The sequence below is a fragment of the Fictibacillus fluitans genome (assembly GCF_030418125.1).
Lineage (GTDB): Bacteria > Bacillota > Bacilli > Bacillales > Fictibacillaceae > Fictibacillus_C > Fictibacillus_C fluitans.
In genome coordinates this window covers 14,547-30,906 of the sequence record NZ_JAUHTR010000025.1, presented here as the reverse complement: position 1 = coordinate 30,906, position 16,360 = coordinate 14,547, and the positions used below count along the sequence as shown (strand labels likewise).

General features: G+C 45.3%; 17 protein-coding genes. 5 read left to right on the top strand and 12 right to left on the bottom strand.

Going from position 1 to position 16,360, the window contains the following annotated elements; translation table 11 throughout:
• The first annotated feature begins 101 nt into the window (after positions 1–101).
• The gene (locus tag QYB97_RS24040) at positions 102–1,370 is read left to right on the top strand and encodes a DHH family phosphoesterase (protein ID WP_301168538.1); all 1,269 of its coding nucleotides are present in this window, start codon (positions 102–104) and stop codon (positions 1,368–1,370) included.
• 42 nt (positions 1,371–1,412) lie between these two features.
• Here QYB97_RS24040 and QYB97_RS24035 read toward each other — a convergent pair whose 3' ends face one another.
• Together QYB97_RS24035 and QYB97_RS24030 are read right to left on the bottom strand one after the other, a co-directional pair.
• On the bottom strand, positions 1,413–1,706 hold the full coding sequence (locus tag QYB97_RS24035; RefSeq protein WP_301168537.1) for a DUF5658 family protein: 294 nt from the start codon (positions 1,704–1,706) through the stop codon (positions 1,413–1,415).
• A gap of 76 nt (positions 1,707–1,782) precedes the next feature.
• Positions 1,783–2,409 carry a LysE family transporter gene (locus QYB97_RS24030; RefSeq protein WP_301168536.1) on the bottom strand — a complete coding sequence of 209 codons (627 nt, stop codon included), beginning with the start codon at positions 2,407–2,409 and terminating at the stop codon, positions 1,783–1,785.
• 154 nt (positions 2,410–2,563) lie between these two features.
• Here QYB97_RS24030 and QYB97_RS24025 point away from each other — a divergent pair, with 154 nt between their 5' ends.
• The 3 genes from QYB97_RS24025 to QYB97_RS24015 are packed head-to-tail and all read left to right on the top strand — an operon-like array spanning position 2,564 to position 4,099.
• Positions 2,564–2,827 carry a hypothetical protein gene (locus QYB97_RS24025; protein WP_301168535.1) on the top strand — a complete coding sequence of 88 codons (264 nt, stop codon included), beginning with the start codon at positions 2,564–2,566 and terminating at the stop codon, positions 2,825–2,827.
• A 32-nt stretch (positions 2,828–2,859) separates the two neighbouring features.
• Positions 2,860–3,891: a glycosyltransferase family 2 protein gene (locus QYB97_RS24020; RefSeq protein ID WP_301168534.1), complete on the top strand. Its 1,032-nt coding sequence runs from the start codon at positions 2,860–2,862 to the stop codon at positions 3,889–3,891.
• Between the two features lie 52 nt (positions 3,892–3,943).
• On the top strand, positions 3,944–4,099 hold the full coding sequence (locus tag QYB97_RS24015; RefSeq protein WP_301168533.1) for a hypothetical protein: 156 nt from the start codon (positions 3,944–3,946) through the stop codon (positions 4,097–4,099).
• 174 nt (positions 4,100–4,273) lie between these two features.
• Here the strand turns inward: QYB97_RS24015 and QYB97_RS24010 are convergent, their stop codons facing one another.
• From QYB97_RS24010 to QYB97_RS23990, 5 genes are read right to left on the bottom strand one after another with little or no spacing between them, the layout of a single operon-like run.
• Positions 4,274–5,215 carry an ABC transporter permease gene (locus tag QYB97_RS24010; RefSeq protein ID WP_301168532.1) on the bottom strand — a complete coding sequence of 314 codons (942 nt, stop codon included), beginning with the start codon at positions 5,213–5,215 and terminating at the stop codon, positions 4,274–4,276.
• A complete protein-coding gene (locus QYB97_RS24005) occupies positions 5,208–6,134 on the bottom strand; it encodes an ABC transporter ATP-binding protein (RefSeq protein ID WP_301168531.1) in 927 nt (308 codons plus the stop codon). Before QYB97_RS24005 ends, QYB97_RS24010 begins: the two co-directional genes overlap by 8 nt.
• Positions 6,131–6,838: an ABC transporter ATP-binding protein gene (locus QYB97_RS24000; protein ID WP_301168530.1), complete on the bottom strand. Its 708-nt coding sequence runs from the start codon at positions 6,836–6,838 to the stop codon at positions 6,131–6,133. Before QYB97_RS24000 ends, QYB97_RS24005 begins: the two co-directional genes overlap by 4 nt.
• A complete protein-coding gene (locus QYB97_RS23995) occupies positions 6,831–7,217 on the bottom strand; it encodes a GntR family transcriptional regulator (protein WP_301168529.1) in 387 nt (128 codons plus the stop codon). The genes QYB97_RS24000 and QYB97_RS23995 overlap by 8 nt, the downstream gene beginning before the upstream one ends.
• Positions 7,218–7,220: 3 nt before the next feature.
• A complete protein-coding gene (locus tag QYB97_RS23990) occupies positions 7,221–7,979 on the bottom strand; it encodes a hypothetical protein (RefSeq protein ID WP_301168528.1) in 759 nt (252 codons plus the stop codon).
• Positions 7,980–8,133: 154 nt separating this feature from the next.
• Here QYB97_RS23990 and QYB97_RS23985 point away from each other — a divergent pair, with 154 nt between their 5' ends.
• Positions 8,134–9,327, top strand: a complete 1,194-nt coding sequence (locus QYB97_RS23985) for an AGE family epimerase/isomerase (RefSeq protein ID WP_301168527.1) — start codon at positions 8,134–8,136, stop codon at positions 9,325–9,327.
• 43 nt (positions 9,328–9,370) lie between these two features.
• On the opposite strand, the gene QYB97_RS23980 is transcribed toward QYB97_RS23985, so the two are convergent.
• The 5 genes from QYB97_RS23980 to QYB97_RS23960 are packed head-to-tail and all read right to left on the bottom strand — an operon-like array spanning position 9,371 to position 16,353.
• The gene (locus QYB97_RS23980; protein WP_301168526.1) at positions 9,371–11,173 is read right to left on the bottom strand and encodes an IucA/IucC family protein; all 1,803 of its coding nucleotides are present in this window, start codon (positions 11,171–11,173) and stop codon (positions 9,371–9,373) included.
• Positions 11,160–12,533: a lysine N(6)-hydroxylase/L-ornithine N(5)-oxygenase family protein gene (locus QYB97_RS23975; RefSeq protein WP_301168525.1), complete on the bottom strand. Its 1,374-nt coding sequence runs from the start codon at positions 12,531–12,533 to the stop codon at positions 11,160–11,162. Before QYB97_RS23975 ends, QYB97_RS23980 begins: the two co-directional genes overlap by 14 nt.
• Complete coding sequence (locus tag QYB97_RS23970) at positions 12,502–13,062, bottom strand: GNAT family N-acetyltransferase (RefSeq protein ID WP_425589842.1); 561 nt, start codon at positions 13,060–13,062, stop codon at positions 12,502–12,504. Before QYB97_RS23970 ends, QYB97_RS23975 begins: the two co-directional genes overlap by 32 nt.
• Positions 13,063–13,084: 22 nt before the next feature.
• On the bottom strand, positions 13,085–14,848 hold the full coding sequence (locus QYB97_RS23965) for an IucA/IucC family protein (protein WP_301168550.1): 1,764 nt from the start codon (positions 14,846–14,848) through the stop codon (positions 13,085–13,087).
• A complete protein-coding gene (locus tag QYB97_RS23960) occupies positions 14,842–16,353 on the bottom strand; it encodes a pyridoxal phosphate-dependent decarboxylase family protein (RefSeq protein WP_301168523.1) in 1,512 nt (503 codons plus the stop codon). Before QYB97_RS23960 ends, QYB97_RS23965 begins: the two co-directional genes overlap by 7 nt.
• Positions 16,354–16,360: the final 7 nt, after the last annotated feature.

Genomic DNA, 16,360 nt, shown 5'->3' with positions numbered 1-16,360 from the left:
TGCTAGTATTCGGCTATCTACTTTAAATTCCTTTTTGGGTTGAAAGAATGGCCCCATGCCTATACTATTGAATAGGGAAATAGAAAGGAGGCGTTAGTGAAATGAAACTTTTTTCACATAATGACCTGGATGGAAAATCCTGCGGCATCGTAGCAATGCTTGTACTCGGAGAGGAAAACGTAGAGACTTTTTATTGTTCACACGAAAACATCAATCGTCGTGTGGCCGATTATATACAATTGCAACAACACAAGAATACTCCTGTTTACATAACGGATATTGCAGTGAATGATCAGGTTGCCCGCCAGCTGGAAGAGGAATATGAAGATGGGCGTGAAATTCAGCTCATTGACCACCATGTAACAGCCGACCACTTTAACGGCTATGAATGGGGATATGTTGAAGCAAAAAAGGAAGACGGAAAGCTTACCTCTGCCACCTCCCTTCTTTATGAGCATTTTATTGATAAAGGAATGTTGAAAGACGAAGGTGCCTTAAAAGAGTTTGTTGAACTTGTCAGACAGTATGATACATGGGAATGGTTTGAGAATGAAAACGAGGATGCCAAGCGCCTGAATGATTTGTTTTTTCTTCTTCCTCAAGGACAGTTTGAAAAGGACATGATTGAGCGCTTGAAAACAGAAGAGCACTTCCGTTTTTCACAAACCGAAGAAACCATTCTTCAGCTTGAAGAAGACAGCAGAAAAGCGTATATCAAGAAAAAACAGCGGCAAATGGCCGAGACCTGGGATTCTGTATATGAAACCGGCAGCGAGCCTTACCGAATCGGCATTGTTCACGCAGAAAGCCACCATTCAGAGCTTGGGAATGAGTTGAATCGCGAAAACCCCCACCTGGATTTAATTGTCATCCTGAACATAGGCGGGAAAAGGGCAGGGTTCCGTACCATTTATGACCATGTGGACGTTTCCAAATATGCTGCACAATTCGGTGGCGGCGGACATCCGAAAGCTTCGGGATGCACTCTTACACCGGAAGGGTTTCAGCGGTTTGTTCTCCCTGCGTTTGAAATTCCGCCACGCCGGCCGGACGCACATGATAATGAACAAAATGTTAAGGAAAATGAAAAAGGAACCATTTTCTTTAACCATAAAAAAGAGACAACGATCATTTTCAAAGACAGCGACCACCAGTGGAAGCTTATTCATCACCACCAGCCTGTTTCGGAAGCTTTTTCTGACTTTCAATCTGCCGAAAACCATGTGAAACGGCAGTACAGTTCATGGCTTATGAACGACGAGAAAGCGGTCGACTATTTAAGCAGCCGGCTTCATACACCACCTGAAGAGACGGCTGCCAGCTATAATGAAATGCTTGACCGTTTCCGGATCAATCTCAACAAAGCATAATAAAACAAGCGCACCGGCTTAGCCGGTGCGCTTGTCTTATTGCTATGAAAGAAAAACGAGAATATAAATATGCCATCCCATCAAAAGAAGATAGGCACTGAAGGCAACATATACAAAGATATTGTACTTGCCGCGCAGCGGCAAAAAGGACAAAAGAATAACGAGGATGGAGAATAAGAGTTTGACACCCAAAAACGCTAACGGATGAAAATGATAGAGAATCCTCATCACCGGGTTTAACTCATTTCCTCCCCGTTCGAGCAGCCTGAACGTTAAAAACGCATCCGCAAGATTGAACAGAGCAAGCAAAAAGCAGATCCACTTATACAATTTCATCGGATGCGCCCCTCCTCCCCACTGCCGACAAGCATTTCTTTTATTGTCTCAAATGCATGTCACTTTCACAAATGGTTTATCTCCAAAGGAAAGCAAAGGCCTGATACCCAAAATAAATGCCAAACCCGATCAATGATATTCCTGATATTCTCGAAATCAGGGTGAGCAGTGTATCGGCGAGAAAACGGCGAAAGCTGCTGGCTACCAGTGCCATCGTAAAATCCCATAGTAGAATACCGCCAAAGATAGCTGAACTGTAAAGGATGAGCTGCTCGGTTTGAGAAACGGCAGCGGTTTCTGCAAGAACCGACCCGTATATTCCCAGCCAAAATAAAATGGTGAGCGGATTGGTCAATGACATAAAAAAACCGGACAAAAAGCATTTTCTCATTTTTTCATTTTCCTGCTTTTTCGAAAGCACCAAAACGGCAGAACTCCTGAAACTTTCAATACCGGTATAAATCAGAACAAAACATCCAAACAACCATAAAAAGGCTTTAATAACCGGCGCCTCCAAAAAATGGACCAGCCCCATATAAACAAGTGCCATATAAATGGCGTCTGCCGTTGTGGCTCCGAGACCAACCATCCAGGCATGCCAAAACCCGCTGCGTATACCTTTATCCATTTGAGCAGCGTTAATCGGCCCGATTGGTGCCGCCAATGATAGTCCCAAAAGCATATATTTTATCAATATCCCCACTTCAGCCCTCCGCCTGTTTATTTGAATTAGTACAAGTCTATTCAAGCAGGACGGGTTGTACGACCTTTTTTGGGTGTGAAATTAAGAAAGAACGAATAACAAAATTCTCCAATACGCATGTTAAGGATAAAGAAAGAAAAGGAGCCATCGGTAAATGGAGGATCAATACCTGTATGCCCAAGCTTTAGAATGCGTGGAAAATGCCAGAAAAGCAATTGAAGAAGCCCAGGGAAGCAATAATCCTGCTGAATTCCAGCAGGGGAGGCAACTGCTTGAACTAGCTCATGAAAAGGTAAATCAAATCCGGCATACTGAAGGATTATCTCAAGAGCAGGCCCAAAAACTGTTGCATGCTCATGAGCACCTTCGACATCTTCAGGAAACAACGAACGCGATTGAAGCGACCCGGTATGAATAAACCCGCCTCTTGGAATGAAGGAGGAATTAGACATGAATTCAAATAAACTCCCTGTCCTTGCTATTGTCGTCCCCTGCTACAACGAAGAAGAAGTGCTTATGATTACAGCACGAGAACTGACAGGTGTCCTGCAGGGAATGATCTCCGAATCGCTCGTCTCGATGGAAAGCACCATCCTTTTTGTGGATGATGGAAGCACGGATAAAACATGGGAACTCATCTCCGCTATGCATAAAACCAACCGGCATGTCAGCGGGATCAAGCTGGCTAAAAATGCCGGCCATCAAAACGCTTTGCTCGCAGGAATGGATCAAGCCGGAAATTTTTCGGATTGCATCATTTCCATTGATGCCGACCTTCAGGACGATGTTGAGGTTATCCGCCAGTTTGTACTGAAGTTTCGGGAAGGATGCGATGTCGTTTACGGAGTCAGGCGCCAGCGCAAAAATGATACGATTTTCAAACGTCAGACGGCACAGGCTTTCTATAAGCTGATGGGTAAATTGGGCGTTGAACTCATCTACAATCATGCGGATTACCGCCTACTGAGTAAACGGGCACTAAAGGAACTTGAACGTTATGGAGAAAGTAATTTTTTTATGAGAGGCATCGTTCCTCTTATCGGCTTTCCTTCTGCCCAGGTCTATTACGACCGAAAAGAAAGGGCAGCAGGGGAATCAAAATATCCAATCGGAAAAATGCTTGCTTTCGCATTTGATGGCATTACCTCCTTCAGCATTAAACCGATCCGTTTTCTTACCGCCTGTGGCTTCTTATTTATTTTCATCAGTGCGGCCGCAGGTCTCTTCGCCCTTTTTCAAAAAATGAACGGGTACACGGTTCCAGGTTGGACTTCCATTGTCCTCTCCCTCTGGCTGATCGGCGGGCTGCAGCTGATGGCGATCGGACTCATTGGTGAATATGTGGGAAAAGTATTCAAGGAAGTGAAGAAAAGACCCCGCTATTGTATTGAAAGTGGTCTCCACCGCACAGCACACCAGCAGAAAAGGACATCAGAAACTCCGTTACGCACCAGATTAAGATCAAGCAGGAAGCTCTCTTAGCCGGTGTAAGCCCAGAGGATAAAGGGTATAAAAAAACAAAGGAGGTTTTTTCATGGAAGACAAAAACAAAGAAAAAATCCTTGACCAAAATGAACCGGAGAACGACAATGAAGAATCCGGCCTTAACAGCGTACTGGAAATGATTAACGCCAAGGGTAATGCCCGTAAACTAGAAGATGCAGTAAAAGACGGAAAAAATGAAGAATAGATAGATAAAGGAAGATGGCAAATCGTCCGTTATCTGTTGAGGTATAAACAAATCAATTCACACATGTAAAAGCAGACCAGTCCTCCCACGGACTGGTCTGCTTTACTGTTGTTGATTTAAATGATTCAATCTGTTTAGGGGATCAGTTTTTGGTTCTTCAACTCATCCATTAATTTACGCGGCCACATCTCTTTTTTTGAATACCAGCCAGGAAAGTGCCGTGAACAGTACAAAATATACGGCAAGCACTGACAAGGAGAAGTTCAAGGTCATTCCTTTAATCAGAGGCGTTCCATCAAAATACTGCTTTAAATCCACGTTGGCAAAAAGGATATACTTCACCCAATCGTACTTGGACAAAAGCTGGACCGCAACGGTTCCAGACATTGATAAAAAAATGGAGAATCCGATGGCAAGTGAACTGTTTCGGAAGATGGTGGACATCATGAAAGCAAACGTAGCCATCATTAAAAGCAAAATGCTCGCAAATCCATATTCTTTCCACATATGCCATACTATGTTTTCCTCAACCACCTTTCCGTTCGCATAACTTAGATGAGTTCCCGGGCTGAAATCAAATCCGAACAGCACGCCCCCCCACAGCCAGGCAAACACAAACGTGATGATTATCAAGAGAAGAGCATAAAGCATGGTCGATAGATATTTGGAAGCGAGGATAGTGGTTCTGCTGACCGGCCGGATTAAGAGAAGCTTAATCGTTCCCCACGAAAATTCACTGGCGACCATGCCTCCCGCCACAATGATAGTAAAAATCAAAATAAACTGGATGGCATCCGGGCTCTCCCCGACAAAAGACCATTGGCTTTTTGCGTCTACAGGCTTTATATCATGAGTGATTCTGTATTCATTTAACGCGATACTCCGTTCATAATGACTTTTCATCATTGGTTCTTTTTTAATGGTCTTTTGCATGGCAGCATTCTCTGCCTTCAGCTCCTGTTTCCAGTTATCGCTCACAGGCTTTGTTTTGTCTGTTTTGGTCAGGATCCCGGTCAGCCCAATAAACCCGATGAGAAGAAGGATCATGATTAGATTTCCCATGCGTCTGTAAATTTTCATATTTTCATTTTGAATCAAGCCAATAAAATTAGACAATTTCTTTTCCTCCCGTCACTTCCAGGAATTTGTCTTCCAATGTTTTCGTTTCTGATGAGATGCCATACACCTTTACGCCTTCAACAACCAGCGTTGCGGTAACCTCAGGAATCATCTCCCGCTCCATCTCTGCTTCCAGGTATTCATTTCCGAGTGTGATCCGTTCCGCTTTCACATGATGGCTGACAGCATGGCGTGCAGCTGCGGGATCATCCACAAGAAAACGAACCTTTCTTTCCGTTCCGCTTTCAACGAACTCTTTTGTGCTTTGTACACCGATCAGCTTTCCGTTTTGAATAATCGCGATCCGGTCACACATCAGCTCCATTTCAGAGAGCAAATGGCTTGATACAATCACAGCGATCCCTTCTTTTTCAGCCAGCTGCCGGAGATAATAACGGATTTCCCGGATACCGGCCGGATCCAAGCCATTAGTCGGTTCATCCAGGATAAGAACGGATGGAGAATGAAGCAAAGCCTGTGCCAGACCGAGCCTCTGCCTCATTCCAAGGGAGTAGGTTTTTACTTTTTCATGGATTCTGTTTGTCAGTCCAACGAGCTCGATTACTTCTGCGATTCTTCCCTTACTCACTCCCTTAACCATGCGTCTGTAGTGGATCAGGTTCTGATAGCCTGTCAAAAATTTGTACATTTCCGGATTTTCCACAATGGCTCCAACTTCAGAAATAGCCTGTTTATAGTGACTTTCAATATTTTTTCCTTTAATCAGAATTTGTCCCCCACTTAAGGACATCAATCCTACCATCATCCTGATCGTTGTTGTTTTGCCTGCGCCGTTTGGCCCCAGGAACCCAAACACTTCTCCGCCATAAATATCAAACGTCAGACCGTGAATAATATCTTTTTTTCCAATCCTCTTTTTAACATCCTTTAATTCAACCAGCGGTTTCTGGCTCATTTACCCATCCCTCCATCCTGATATACCTGCTTCATCCATTCGACGATGGAAACATTTTGTTCGATCCTCAATTCTTCAACTTCTTCCACTTTTAAAAGTGTCCCGTCTTTAATGAGGACCACCATGTCGAGAATCGGTTCAATTTCTTTAATTTCATGGGTTGTTATAATGAGTGTCTGCTTTTCATAATCCATAAAGGAAAGCAGCCCTTTTACAATGGAGTCCCGCACCATGGGATCCAGCCCGGACAGCGGTTCATCCATTAAGATGACAGGAACTTCGCGTGCCAGTGTCACCGCAATCTTTAAGCGGCCGCGGTTACCCTTTGATAAATCTTTCACTTTTTTACTGCGGTCGAGCTTCATGTAGTCAAGAATTTCTTCTGCTTTGCTCTGATTAAAATCGCTGTATAGAGACTTATAATAATCGACGGTTTCCCCAACGGTATAAAAGGTATAGTAAGCATCCAGTTCCGACAAATACGAAACCCTGCTGCTGATCTTCCGGGTTGCCGGTTCGCCGTCTACGGTTACACTGCCTTTGGTTGGAGAAATCAGCCCTGAAATGAGTTTTAGAACGGTCGATTTTCCGCTTCCGTTTTCTCCGACCAGTCCAATGATTTTCCCGTGAGGCAGCGTAAGAGAAAAGTCATTCAATGCTGCCTGGCTTCTGTACTTTTTAGTCACTTGATTAAATTCAATCATTTGTTCCACCCCGCTCCTCACCGGAAATGTACTCCTTCAACCCGGAAACCATCTCATCTTCAGTAAAGCCCATCTCTTTCATGTCTTCAAAAAAAGAAGAGATTTGCTCTTTCTTTAAACGCTGCCGAAGCTCATTAAGCACATATTGATCCTCTGTCACAAACGTCCCCTGCCCTCTTTTGGATTCCACACTGCCCATCCTTTCCAATTCACTGTACGTCCGCTGAACCGTATTGGGGTTTACACCCGATTGAATCGCCATTTCCCGTACTGAAGGTAGTTTTTGTCCGGTTTCCAGTTCCTTTCTGAGAATCTGGCGGTTAATCCGGTCTGCCAGCTGTAAATATATAGGTTTTGATGCATTAAAATCTTCAGCCATTTGTTACACCTCTACTTTACGTTCAATCAACCAGCTTGCTGTGAATAGGAGTAAAAGTGCCAGAAGAAAATGATAAAAATAATAACCGATATATACATGCTTAAAGGCTACATACGCGACGTCACTGAAATTGAGATCGATCCTTCCCCAGACAAACAATGCATCAAACAGTCCTGTACTCTCCCATTTGGACATCAGCCATGGAAGGAAGAAGAAAAGGACGATACCGATGACATTACCGCTCACCTTTCCAAGGGATTTGGAGACAACGAGGTAGATTGCCCATAGAAACGTTAATCCGATGCCAATATAGAGCGCAATCAGAATGATATGAATTTCGATGAAAACACCTGTGGAAATCACATCCGGCCACGTGAGTTCCGGGTTCAGTTCAAATAGATTAACAATCATGGTCCCTGAAATCAGCGTAATTGCACTTATGATGAAAAGCGAAAACGCAAGTGCACCCCATCCGTTCAATAATTTTGCAAGCAAAAGCTTATAAGCCGGCAGCGGTGTCTGCAGCCAAAGATGAAGCGTCCGCTGTTCACGGATTAAACTCACACACATATAACCTGCCATATAAAGGACATGCATCATCAGGGCAAACGCACAAAATGCAAGAAATGTTTCCGGATTGCCCATTCTCCAAGAAGTATAAACTCCAATTCCAAGATACAAGAAAAGAGCAATCAGAGCTCCAATGGCCCCTCCTCTTCCCAAACGATATTCTTTCGCTAATTGACCCCACCAAGGATTCACTTTAGCAGACCTCCATTCAAAATTGTTACAATGAACTAGTGTACTAGTATCACAATACACTGAGACGGAAGATAATGTCAAACCCATTTTTGTTTGTCTTTTTCCAATTCCGGGAAAAGCGATTCATGTAACAAAAGAGCGGGAGGGAATGGTAATGAAGGACACATACACTGGAAAAGGCTGGGATAAAGAATGGCTTACCGGACAGGTGATGAACATTTTGAACTTTTATTATCCAAGTTGCCTGGATCACCAAAACGGAGGTTATTTACATACATATAAAGACGATGGGACCGTATTGGACGAAAAAGGAAAGCATTTGGTTGGCACTTCCCGATTCATCTATCTTTTTAGTACGGGGGCTTTGCTGGTGGGACCAGACTGGTGCAAGGAAGCGGCTCTGGAGGGCTTGGATTTTCTCTGCAGCCATCACCTGGACCGGAAACACGGCGGTTTTTATCTGGAACTGCAGGGGCAGGCTCCTATAAACAAGGAAAAGTATTTGTATGGCCATGCTTTTGCATTTCTGGCCGCCAATATGGCATATAAAGCCGGCATTGAAGAGGCAAGAGAATGGGCAGTTGATATTTTCGATGAAATTGAAAGACATTTTTGGGATCCCGTCCATGGCCTGTACAAGGACCATTACTCTGAAAATTGGGGATACCTTTCTCCTTACCGGGGACAAAATGGTAACATGCACATGTGCGAGGCACTGATCACTGCTTATGAAGCAACCAGACAGCCAAAATATCTCGACAGAGCCATTCTTCTGGCACGCAATGTTACACTGGGACTCGCGGCGCAATCGGGAGGCATGATCTGGGAGCATTATGATGAGAACTGGCGAATTGATTGGAGCTATAACAAAGGAAATACAAAGGACGAAATGCGGCCATATGGTTTTATCCCGGGCCACTCCATCGAGTGGAGCAAGCTGCTGCTTCTGATGGAACGCTTCCGTCCGCAGGATTGGATGATCCCCAGGGCGCTTGAGCTGTATCGTGAAGGGATGAAAAGAGGGTGGGATTCGCAGTATGGAGGTTTCTTTTACTCTCTTGATCCAAACCATAAGCCAATTGACCATGATAAAAATTATTGGGTTACAGCCGAAGCCGTGGCCGCCTCTGCTCTTTTTGCCCGCCGCACCGGACAGTCGGAATTTAAAAAATGGTATGGAACCGTGCTGTCCTATGCTTCCGAGAACTTTATCGATCATGAACATGGCGGCTGGTACAAGCTGCTCAACAGAGAAAACCAGAAATACAGCGATACGAAATCTACTGCACCCAAAACAGACTACCACCCTGCAGCCGCTTTCTATGAAATTATTAAAACGCTTGAATAGAAAAAGCCGGTGATCCAATAAAGGATCACCGGCTTTTCTGATATTACGAGGAAATTCCCTCCCTGGCAAACAGATGTAAAGCGTTGCTGACTTTTCCGAATTCAGAAGCATGCGGCCTGTCCTCTCCGTCTCCATACCCGTAATCCACCATCCTGTTCCGGTTGAGGCAGAGCTTTGTGAGCTTGGGCTGGAAGAAATCAAACAGTTCAAACCGTTCTTGCAGATGAGGAAATTTATCCTGATAAGCATAAATCTCTTCGGCAAGGAGGCGCCAAAACACGGTTTCCTTCAAAAGGCCGTTCTTCATTAGCAGATCAGACAAATAACGAAGATGGCAAATAAACAGTCCTGTAAAAATAAATTGGGTCAGCCCTTCCGGCGGTTCGCTGCGCAATACCGCTTTCAGCTCATGCCCGAGTGATTCCAGCTCTGCAAACGGCTGGTCGCTAATGTTGACATCATCGACGAAATCCTTGATCGCAAGGCGGTGAGGCTTGTAATCCTTCAATACAAGAATCGTATTCTGTCCATGCGGAGAAAAAACGGTACCATACTGATACAAGTAATGAAGCAGCGGCGGCATCACCACATGAAACAATTGACTGATCCATTTCTCCGGCGACAATCCCGATTTCTCCATAAGGCTTTGAACAAAAGGCTTGCCCGAAGCATCCGCGTGCGCCAGTGCCGCAAGCGTAATCGGGCGCTCTCCTTCCTCCGTATACGTGTGAATGCTTTCCCTCCAAATCACACCCAGCATTTCAAGGTATTGATAAGGTGCTCCCTTTAATTCTGAAAAATGGCTTTGGTCTACATTGATGCTGGCATTCTCCCCTGGAAGGATTACCCGGCACACTTCTCTCAGGAAACGGTCCTGATCGGCTATGCCTTTAATAAATTCAGTAATCCTGGGAGCGATCACTGTTCGTTCAGCCGGCAATCCGCGATACACGAGCGTGTTCAGAATACTCATCGGAAGCTTGACATGATGCTTCGTTTTTTTTGATGTGTTAACGAACGTTCGGATGGATTGCTGCGGAAGGTAATGGTCCGGGCCATCTCCCAAAGGAACAATAATCTTTGCAGCCAGTTCCGGTCCAAAATTCTGGATGATCACGTTTTTCCATTGCCATTCATGGACCGGCATAAAGTAATACTGACGGTGGTCACAGCCTTCAGCCTCAAGACGCTCCTGAAACGCATGAAGTGTCTCTTGGTCAAGCTCAGATCTCAGCAGGTATTCATAATTTGTGCCTGCAACCGATTGGAAGGAAGCCTTCTCCTTTTTCACAGCGATCCACGACAGCTGTACCATCTGCTGGCTTTCCGGAGCAAATTTCAAATAATCATCATACCCGAAGCCAATTCTGCCTTTGTTGTAGGTAATCCATGGATGCCCTGCCATTTCCCCTTCCAGTTCTTCATATCCCAGTTCAGTTAGTTCATCTGCACTTTTGGTATGGTTGGCCATAAGGTTCACATCAGCAAGCAGTGTAGCGTTCAACTCTTTGATCAAGTGACCGGCTGTTTCGGCTGACATCCCGATGGTTTCCTGAATATCCAGGATCAACTGCACCGCGCTTTCAGCCGGTTCCCAGCTGTTATGGCCGTATTTTTCGATTGTTTGATAATCTACGGAATAACTGTTGAACAAACGAGATTCCGCTTGAAAACGGTATTGGACCCGCCCGCCGATTGTTAGCAGATAGGTATTCGCCTCGGCCTGTTCAGGGTAAATCATATCCTCATACATAAATTCTGCGATCATCTTGGCGAGCAGCTTTTGGTTGGCTTGCACCCAGTTCTCATGATTCAGGTTTTGCTTTAGCTCCTTAAGAAAAAACATGCGTTTGTCCCCCTCTGCCGGTTTGATTAATTGTTTTAGCTTCTTGCATTGTTTCACTCATAAACTGTTGAAATATATTTTTCTTTTCAACCGGGTAAAGTTGCTTTTCTGCAATGGCATTCAAGATCACTGCATTTCGGTAGGCACCAAGTCCGAGGTCAGGTGCTCCTACTCCGTGTGTATGCATTTCTCCATTTTGAATAAAAATCTCATTCTTAGTATACAAATGGGTTTTCAGACGGTAATCCCGCTCGATCTCAAATCTTCCCTGGTCATCCAGATCAATATATTCTTCCAGTCCACTTAGAAAAGACGGAATTGCCGTTTTGTATCCCGTAGCCAAAATAACCACGTCCGATTCCTTTTTAAAAGATTCTTCCGTCAGCCATTGCCGGCAATGCAGCACATGAGCAGAATCGGACTGATCGATTCCAGTGACCTCGACCATAGGCTGAAGATGGAAAGAGGTATCTTTCCCGGCTGCTGTTTTTTCGTAAAGCAGGTCATATATCTCCCCAATGGTTTCTGCGCTGATGCCTTTATACAGCAGATCCTGATGAGCCAGAAGCGCATCCCTTTTCTCCTGAGGAAGTGCATGAAAAAAATCAATGTAGTCCGGTGAAAAGTATTCAAGTCCCAGCTTCGAATATTCCATTGGAAAGAATCCCTTTGAACGGGTCAGCCAGTTAAGACACGTCCCATCGTCCATATTGCGGGCAATATCAAGAAAAATTTCGGCCGCGCTCTGTCCGGACCCCACTACGGTTATGGAAAGGACACCAAGCATGTCCTCTTTTCTTTTTAAGTACTGTGATGAATGAAAGACAGAGCTGCCTGAAACCGTTTCTGCATGTGGGGGCAGATAAGGCTTTGTGCCGATCCCCATGACCAGGTTGCGAGCATATACCGATGTCACTTGATCAGTCTTTTCATCCCGCACGTATACTTTATAGAGAAAACCGTCCTCCGATCCAAAGGGCAATACTTCCTCGACTTTCATGCCGAATTGGCAGGACGTAAGCTTTTTGGCAGCCCATTGGCAGTAATGGTTGTACTCATTTCTCGGAATATGAAACTTTTCAAGAAAATAAAAGTGGTATAAGCGGCCTTGCTCCTGCAAATACGAAAGAAAGCTGAATGGACTTGCCGGGTCGGCCATCGTGACCAGATCTGCCAAAAACGGCACCTGAAGGGTTGTCCCTTCAATCAGCATTCCTTCGTGCCAGTTGAATTCGCTTTTTTGTTCAAAAAACAGGCAATCAATCCCTGTGCCTTCAGCCAGTGCTGCCATTCCTAAATTAAACGGTCCGATTCCAATTCCAACCGCGTCATAGATGTGTCTGTGCTCTTTCCTTGTCACTGCAGCCCCACCTCCTGTAAAATTCATCTTTTCTGCAAAACATTAACAGTGCAGTTTTATCCGGCAGCTCAATTGGCTGGATCGCGCGAAAACCGCATTTTTCAAACACATGTATCATTTTTTCATTGCGGATATCAGGTTCCGCAATCACTTTCTCTGTACCCGGCTCTTCAAACTGATGCCTCACCATCGCCTTCAGCAAGGGTAATGAATATCCTTTGCCTAAATCGTCCTTCTCTCCGATCAAAAGATGGATGCCCTGATCAAAGGGGGCAGATGGATAGACGTTCTCTACCACATCCCCTTTTACCCAGTACGCTTCCCAGTAGCTCATCGGCTTATCGTTGATGCATCCGATATACAGTGTTTGATGGGAATCCGCCAGGGCTTTTTCCAAATGTCTATAGTAGTTATTTCTCGGACCGTTGAGCTTCCAGAATGGTATGACATGCTCTTCGTTCATCCACTTATAGAGGAGTTCGGCATCTTTTTTGAAATTGACCTCCCGGAAGGAGATTCGGCTTTCAATCCCATCATCATATGTTTCAAATTCATTCACCATGTGCGACCTCTGCCCTTTGTGCAATTGGATTGGTTACATTTACATATACCGATTGCTCCTCCAGTGATCCGACAAGCTCATCCTTGTCGTGCAGTCTTGTCAGAAGGTTGGCTTTACACGGAAGGACAGGCTCATTCAGCAGGCTCTGCACCAGAGAACCGGAATCGTCCTCTTCGTGCCTGGCAAGAGCTTTCCTCAGAAGATCAAGCAACACAGTTTCATCCGCAAGCCCTGCCGTTCCAAATCCATTAATTAATCCTAAGAGATGATTAAAAATGAGATAGTATCGAAATCTTTCCTCGGCCGTGGCATCCGAACAAATTGTTTCACTCTTGCCGTTCAAATCCGGAAGAAGCTGCTTCAATCGGTGTGCCTTGGACTCAGCATAATAGTAGCCCTGATTGTCTCTGTAATAAAATTCAGCGGGATATCCGTCGTCTGAAAGCCGGACGATGGAATTTTGCTGATGAGCCTCCAGCGCTAATCCGTATTGTTTATACAGCCATAGCATTGGTTCGAGAGAAAGTGATAAGTACGATTGAAACCAATCCCTGCTGACATCGTCCGTCGTTCGGTTTTCTTTTTGTGCGATCGATTGAATGATGGAGAACAGCCGGTTTTTCCCGCTGTATGGTACATCCTGGCATAGTCCCGCAATCAGGCTGGCATTTCGATCATTTTCGTAAAAAGGATTTTCCCGGATGACGATCTCAAATCCTGATTCCTCTTCTTCTGTCCCAACTGAAAGATAGCCCGGGTCTTCAACAATTGTAAAACCAGGATAGCGATTTTTAAGCTCTTTCCCCAGTTCAGTTTGCAGAAGGCGGGAAATTTCAACTCCCCGATGAAGTTCTTTCGGTTTATTGGCTCTGAGCGAGTTGGTAATCTTAATGGGTACGGAAAACTTAAACATGAATCGGGAGGTTTTACGGTACACCGTCCTGAGGGAAGATGTAGGTGTAAACGGGCTGCCGGTACAGCCGATATCAACCATTTGGCCTTCCTCAATCAGCTTCTGGACAGCGGGCTGTTTCACCAGCTCCCTCGCCTGAAGCGGATGCGCCGGTACGAGATAGAAGTCCTCATCCATGCAATGATTCACCGCAAATTCCCGGGGCACAGCTGGATCATCCAGAAGCATGCGTCTTACAATTTCCACCGCCGGCTGGTTCAATGTGGAATCCTGAAGAATGAGTGAATGATGGACCTTAAAATAATGCAGCGGAAATTCTCCCTTGAATTCAGGTGAGAAGATCAATTCCTCTCCCGGAAGCATGCCTTGTTTGCTTTTGGGAGTCGGATGCAGCAGATGGCCCAGAAGAAGAGATTGCTCGGCTTCAATAAATGTAAACTGTTCTTCCGTTAGTTTCCCTGCATCATCCAGCCGCTGTTCGATCGTCTCCTTCATGTTCTTGCAGCTCAGGATGACACGCAGAACAAGCTCGTCTTCGGCATCTTCCCTGCCCTGCTTAAGCAAAAGCTCCTTTGCAAGCAGTGAAACCAGGCTCAGATAGTCCGCCGGAACAGGTTTTCCTCCTCCTTTACTTTGGTACATGACGGGAAACGAAAAGAGGTGCCTTCCTGTCGGGGACCAATACTTTACTGGGATTAAGACCTCAATGTTTTGATTCTCCAGCGTGATAACCCGGATCATGCCCGCTTTCTTTTCATTTGAATTTCCCGTCTCACGCAAGTAACAGTTCAGAAAGCTTTGTATGGTCGCCTGCTCGGCAAGCTGTTTGCTATTCACGATGGTTTTCCTTCCCTTCTATGTATGTTGTCGCCCAATTCCACGATATCGGCAATCAATTTCTTCATGTCTTCCATGGTTACTCTGGGATTCAGCAATGTAAATTTCAGATACAGCTCTCCTTCATAGACGGTTTTGGCCAACAAGACTCTGCCGCCATGAAGCAGCTCACTGTGAATCTGTTTATTAAACGCATCACAGTTGTTTTTGAGAAAAGGAGGTTCATAGCGGAAAACAACCGCATTAAGTTCGGGTTCTCCATTTATAACCGTAAACAGTCTACTTTCCTGCATAAGCTGCGCCGTTTCCCTGGCGACTTGGATGGTATGGTCGATCATATCGCCAAACCGTTCCAATCCTACTGTTCTCAAGGACATGAACAGCTTTAAAGCATCAAATCTTCTGGTCGTCTGGACCGACTTATTGACAAGGTGGATCAACCCTTCCTCATCGTCCTGTTCAGGATTCAGATAATCGGCATGGTAGCTGATATGTTGAAAATGCCTCCGGTCCTTGAGCAAAAATGCACCACAGCTGATCGGCTGAAAAAAGAGTTTATGAAAATCGGCGGTGATCGAATCAGCCCGTTCTATTCCCTTAAGCCGGTGAACATCGTTATGGCTTAGCATAAGAGCTCCACCGTAGGCAGCATCCACATGAAACCATAAGCTGTTTTCCTTCGCTGCTTCTGCCATCTGATCGAGAGGGTCGATACTTCCAAAATCAGTGGTTCCGCACGTACCGACCAGTGCAAAAGGCAGCAGATTATCAGCTTTCAAGATTCGGAGTTTCTCTTTCAGATCCCCTAAAGACATACGTTGATGGCAATCCGTGCTCACCTGGATCACTGCGTCTTCACCAAGCCCCAGCTGTGAAGCAGATTTTTTTACCGTAAAATGAGCAGCTTCCGAGCAAAGGATTCGTAACCGGCTTGCTTCCGGAGGCAAGCCCTTTTTCTGCACATTCCAGTTCCACTGCTGTTGGCAAAAGCTGTCCCTTGCGAGCAGCAGGCCCATGTAATTCGACTGTGTTCCTCCGCTCGTAAACGTTCCATCCGCAGTATTACCAAGCCCGAGCCGGCTGCAAATCCAGTTAATCAACTCTTGTTCAAGATAGGTGGCGCTTGAACTTTGGTCCCACGAGTCCAGTGATTGATTGGCCGCACTGATCACCATTTCAGCCGCAAGAGCCGGAATGAGCGGAGGGCAATGGAGATGTCCGATACATGCCTTGTGATTCACCTGGATGCCATGCAGGAGCAGCGTCTCCACATCCTCCAATACCGTCTCAAGCGGCTGGCCTTTTTCTGCAGCCAGTTTCATCTCTTTCACCGCTCGTTGAATCATTTGTGGCGTTTCTCCGCAAAACGGTCCTCTCGTTTGAGCTGACACATCCGAAATTAACTTCTTTGTCTGGTCAATTGCCTGAAAGTAGGCATCCTGTCCGTTCAATCCTTCCTTGATAAACAAGTCATCAAATTTTGTTTTTGGATGAATTGCTGTTGTCATATGTGAA

Excerpts from the sequence above, each read along its gene's own strand:
- QYB97_RS24040 (WP_301168538.1), top strand. The coding sequence starts at position 102 with ATGAAACTTTTTTCACATAATGACCTGGATGGAAAATCCTGCGGCATC.
- QYB97_RS24035 (WP_301168537.1), bottom strand. The coding sequence starts at position 1,706 with ATGAAATTGTATAAGTGGATCTGCTTTTTGCTTGCTCTGTTCAATCTT.
- QYB97_RS24025 (WP_301168535.1), top strand. The coding sequence starts at position 2,564 with ATGGAGGATCAATACCTGTATGCCCAAGCTTTAGAATGCGTGGAAAAT.
- QYB97_RS24020 (WP_301168534.1), top strand. The coding sequence starts at position 2,860 with ATGAATTCAAATAAACTCCCTGTCCTTGCTATTGTCGTCCCCTGCTAC.
- QYB97_RS24015 (WP_301168533.1), top strand. The coding sequence starts at position 3,944 with ATGGAAGACAAAAACAAAGAAAAAATCCTTGACCAAAATGAACCGGAG.
- QYB97_RS24005 (WP_301168531.1), bottom strand. The coding sequence starts at position 6,134 with ATGAGCCAGAAACCGCTGGTTGAATTAAAGGATGTTAAAAAGAGGATT.
- QYB97_RS24000 (WP_301168530.1), bottom strand. The coding sequence starts at position 6,838 with ATGATTGAATTTAATCAAGTGACTAAAAAGTACAGAAGCCAGGCAGCA.
- QYB97_RS23995 (WP_301168529.1), bottom strand. The coding sequence starts at position 7,217 with ATGGCTGAAGATTTTAATGCATCAAAACCTATATATTTACAGCTGGCA.
- QYB97_RS23985 (WP_301168527.1), top strand. The coding sequence starts at position 8,134 with ATGAAGGACACATACACTGGAAAAGGCTGGGATAAAGAATGGCTTACC.
- QYB97_RS23980 (WP_301168526.1), bottom strand. The coding sequence starts at position 11,173 with ATGTTTTTTCTTAAGGAGCTAAAGCAAAACCTGAATCATGAGAACTGG.
- QYB97_RS23960 (WP_301168523.1), bottom strand. The coding sequence starts at position 16,353 with ATGACAACAGCAATTCATCCAAAAACAAAATTTGATGACTTGTTTATC.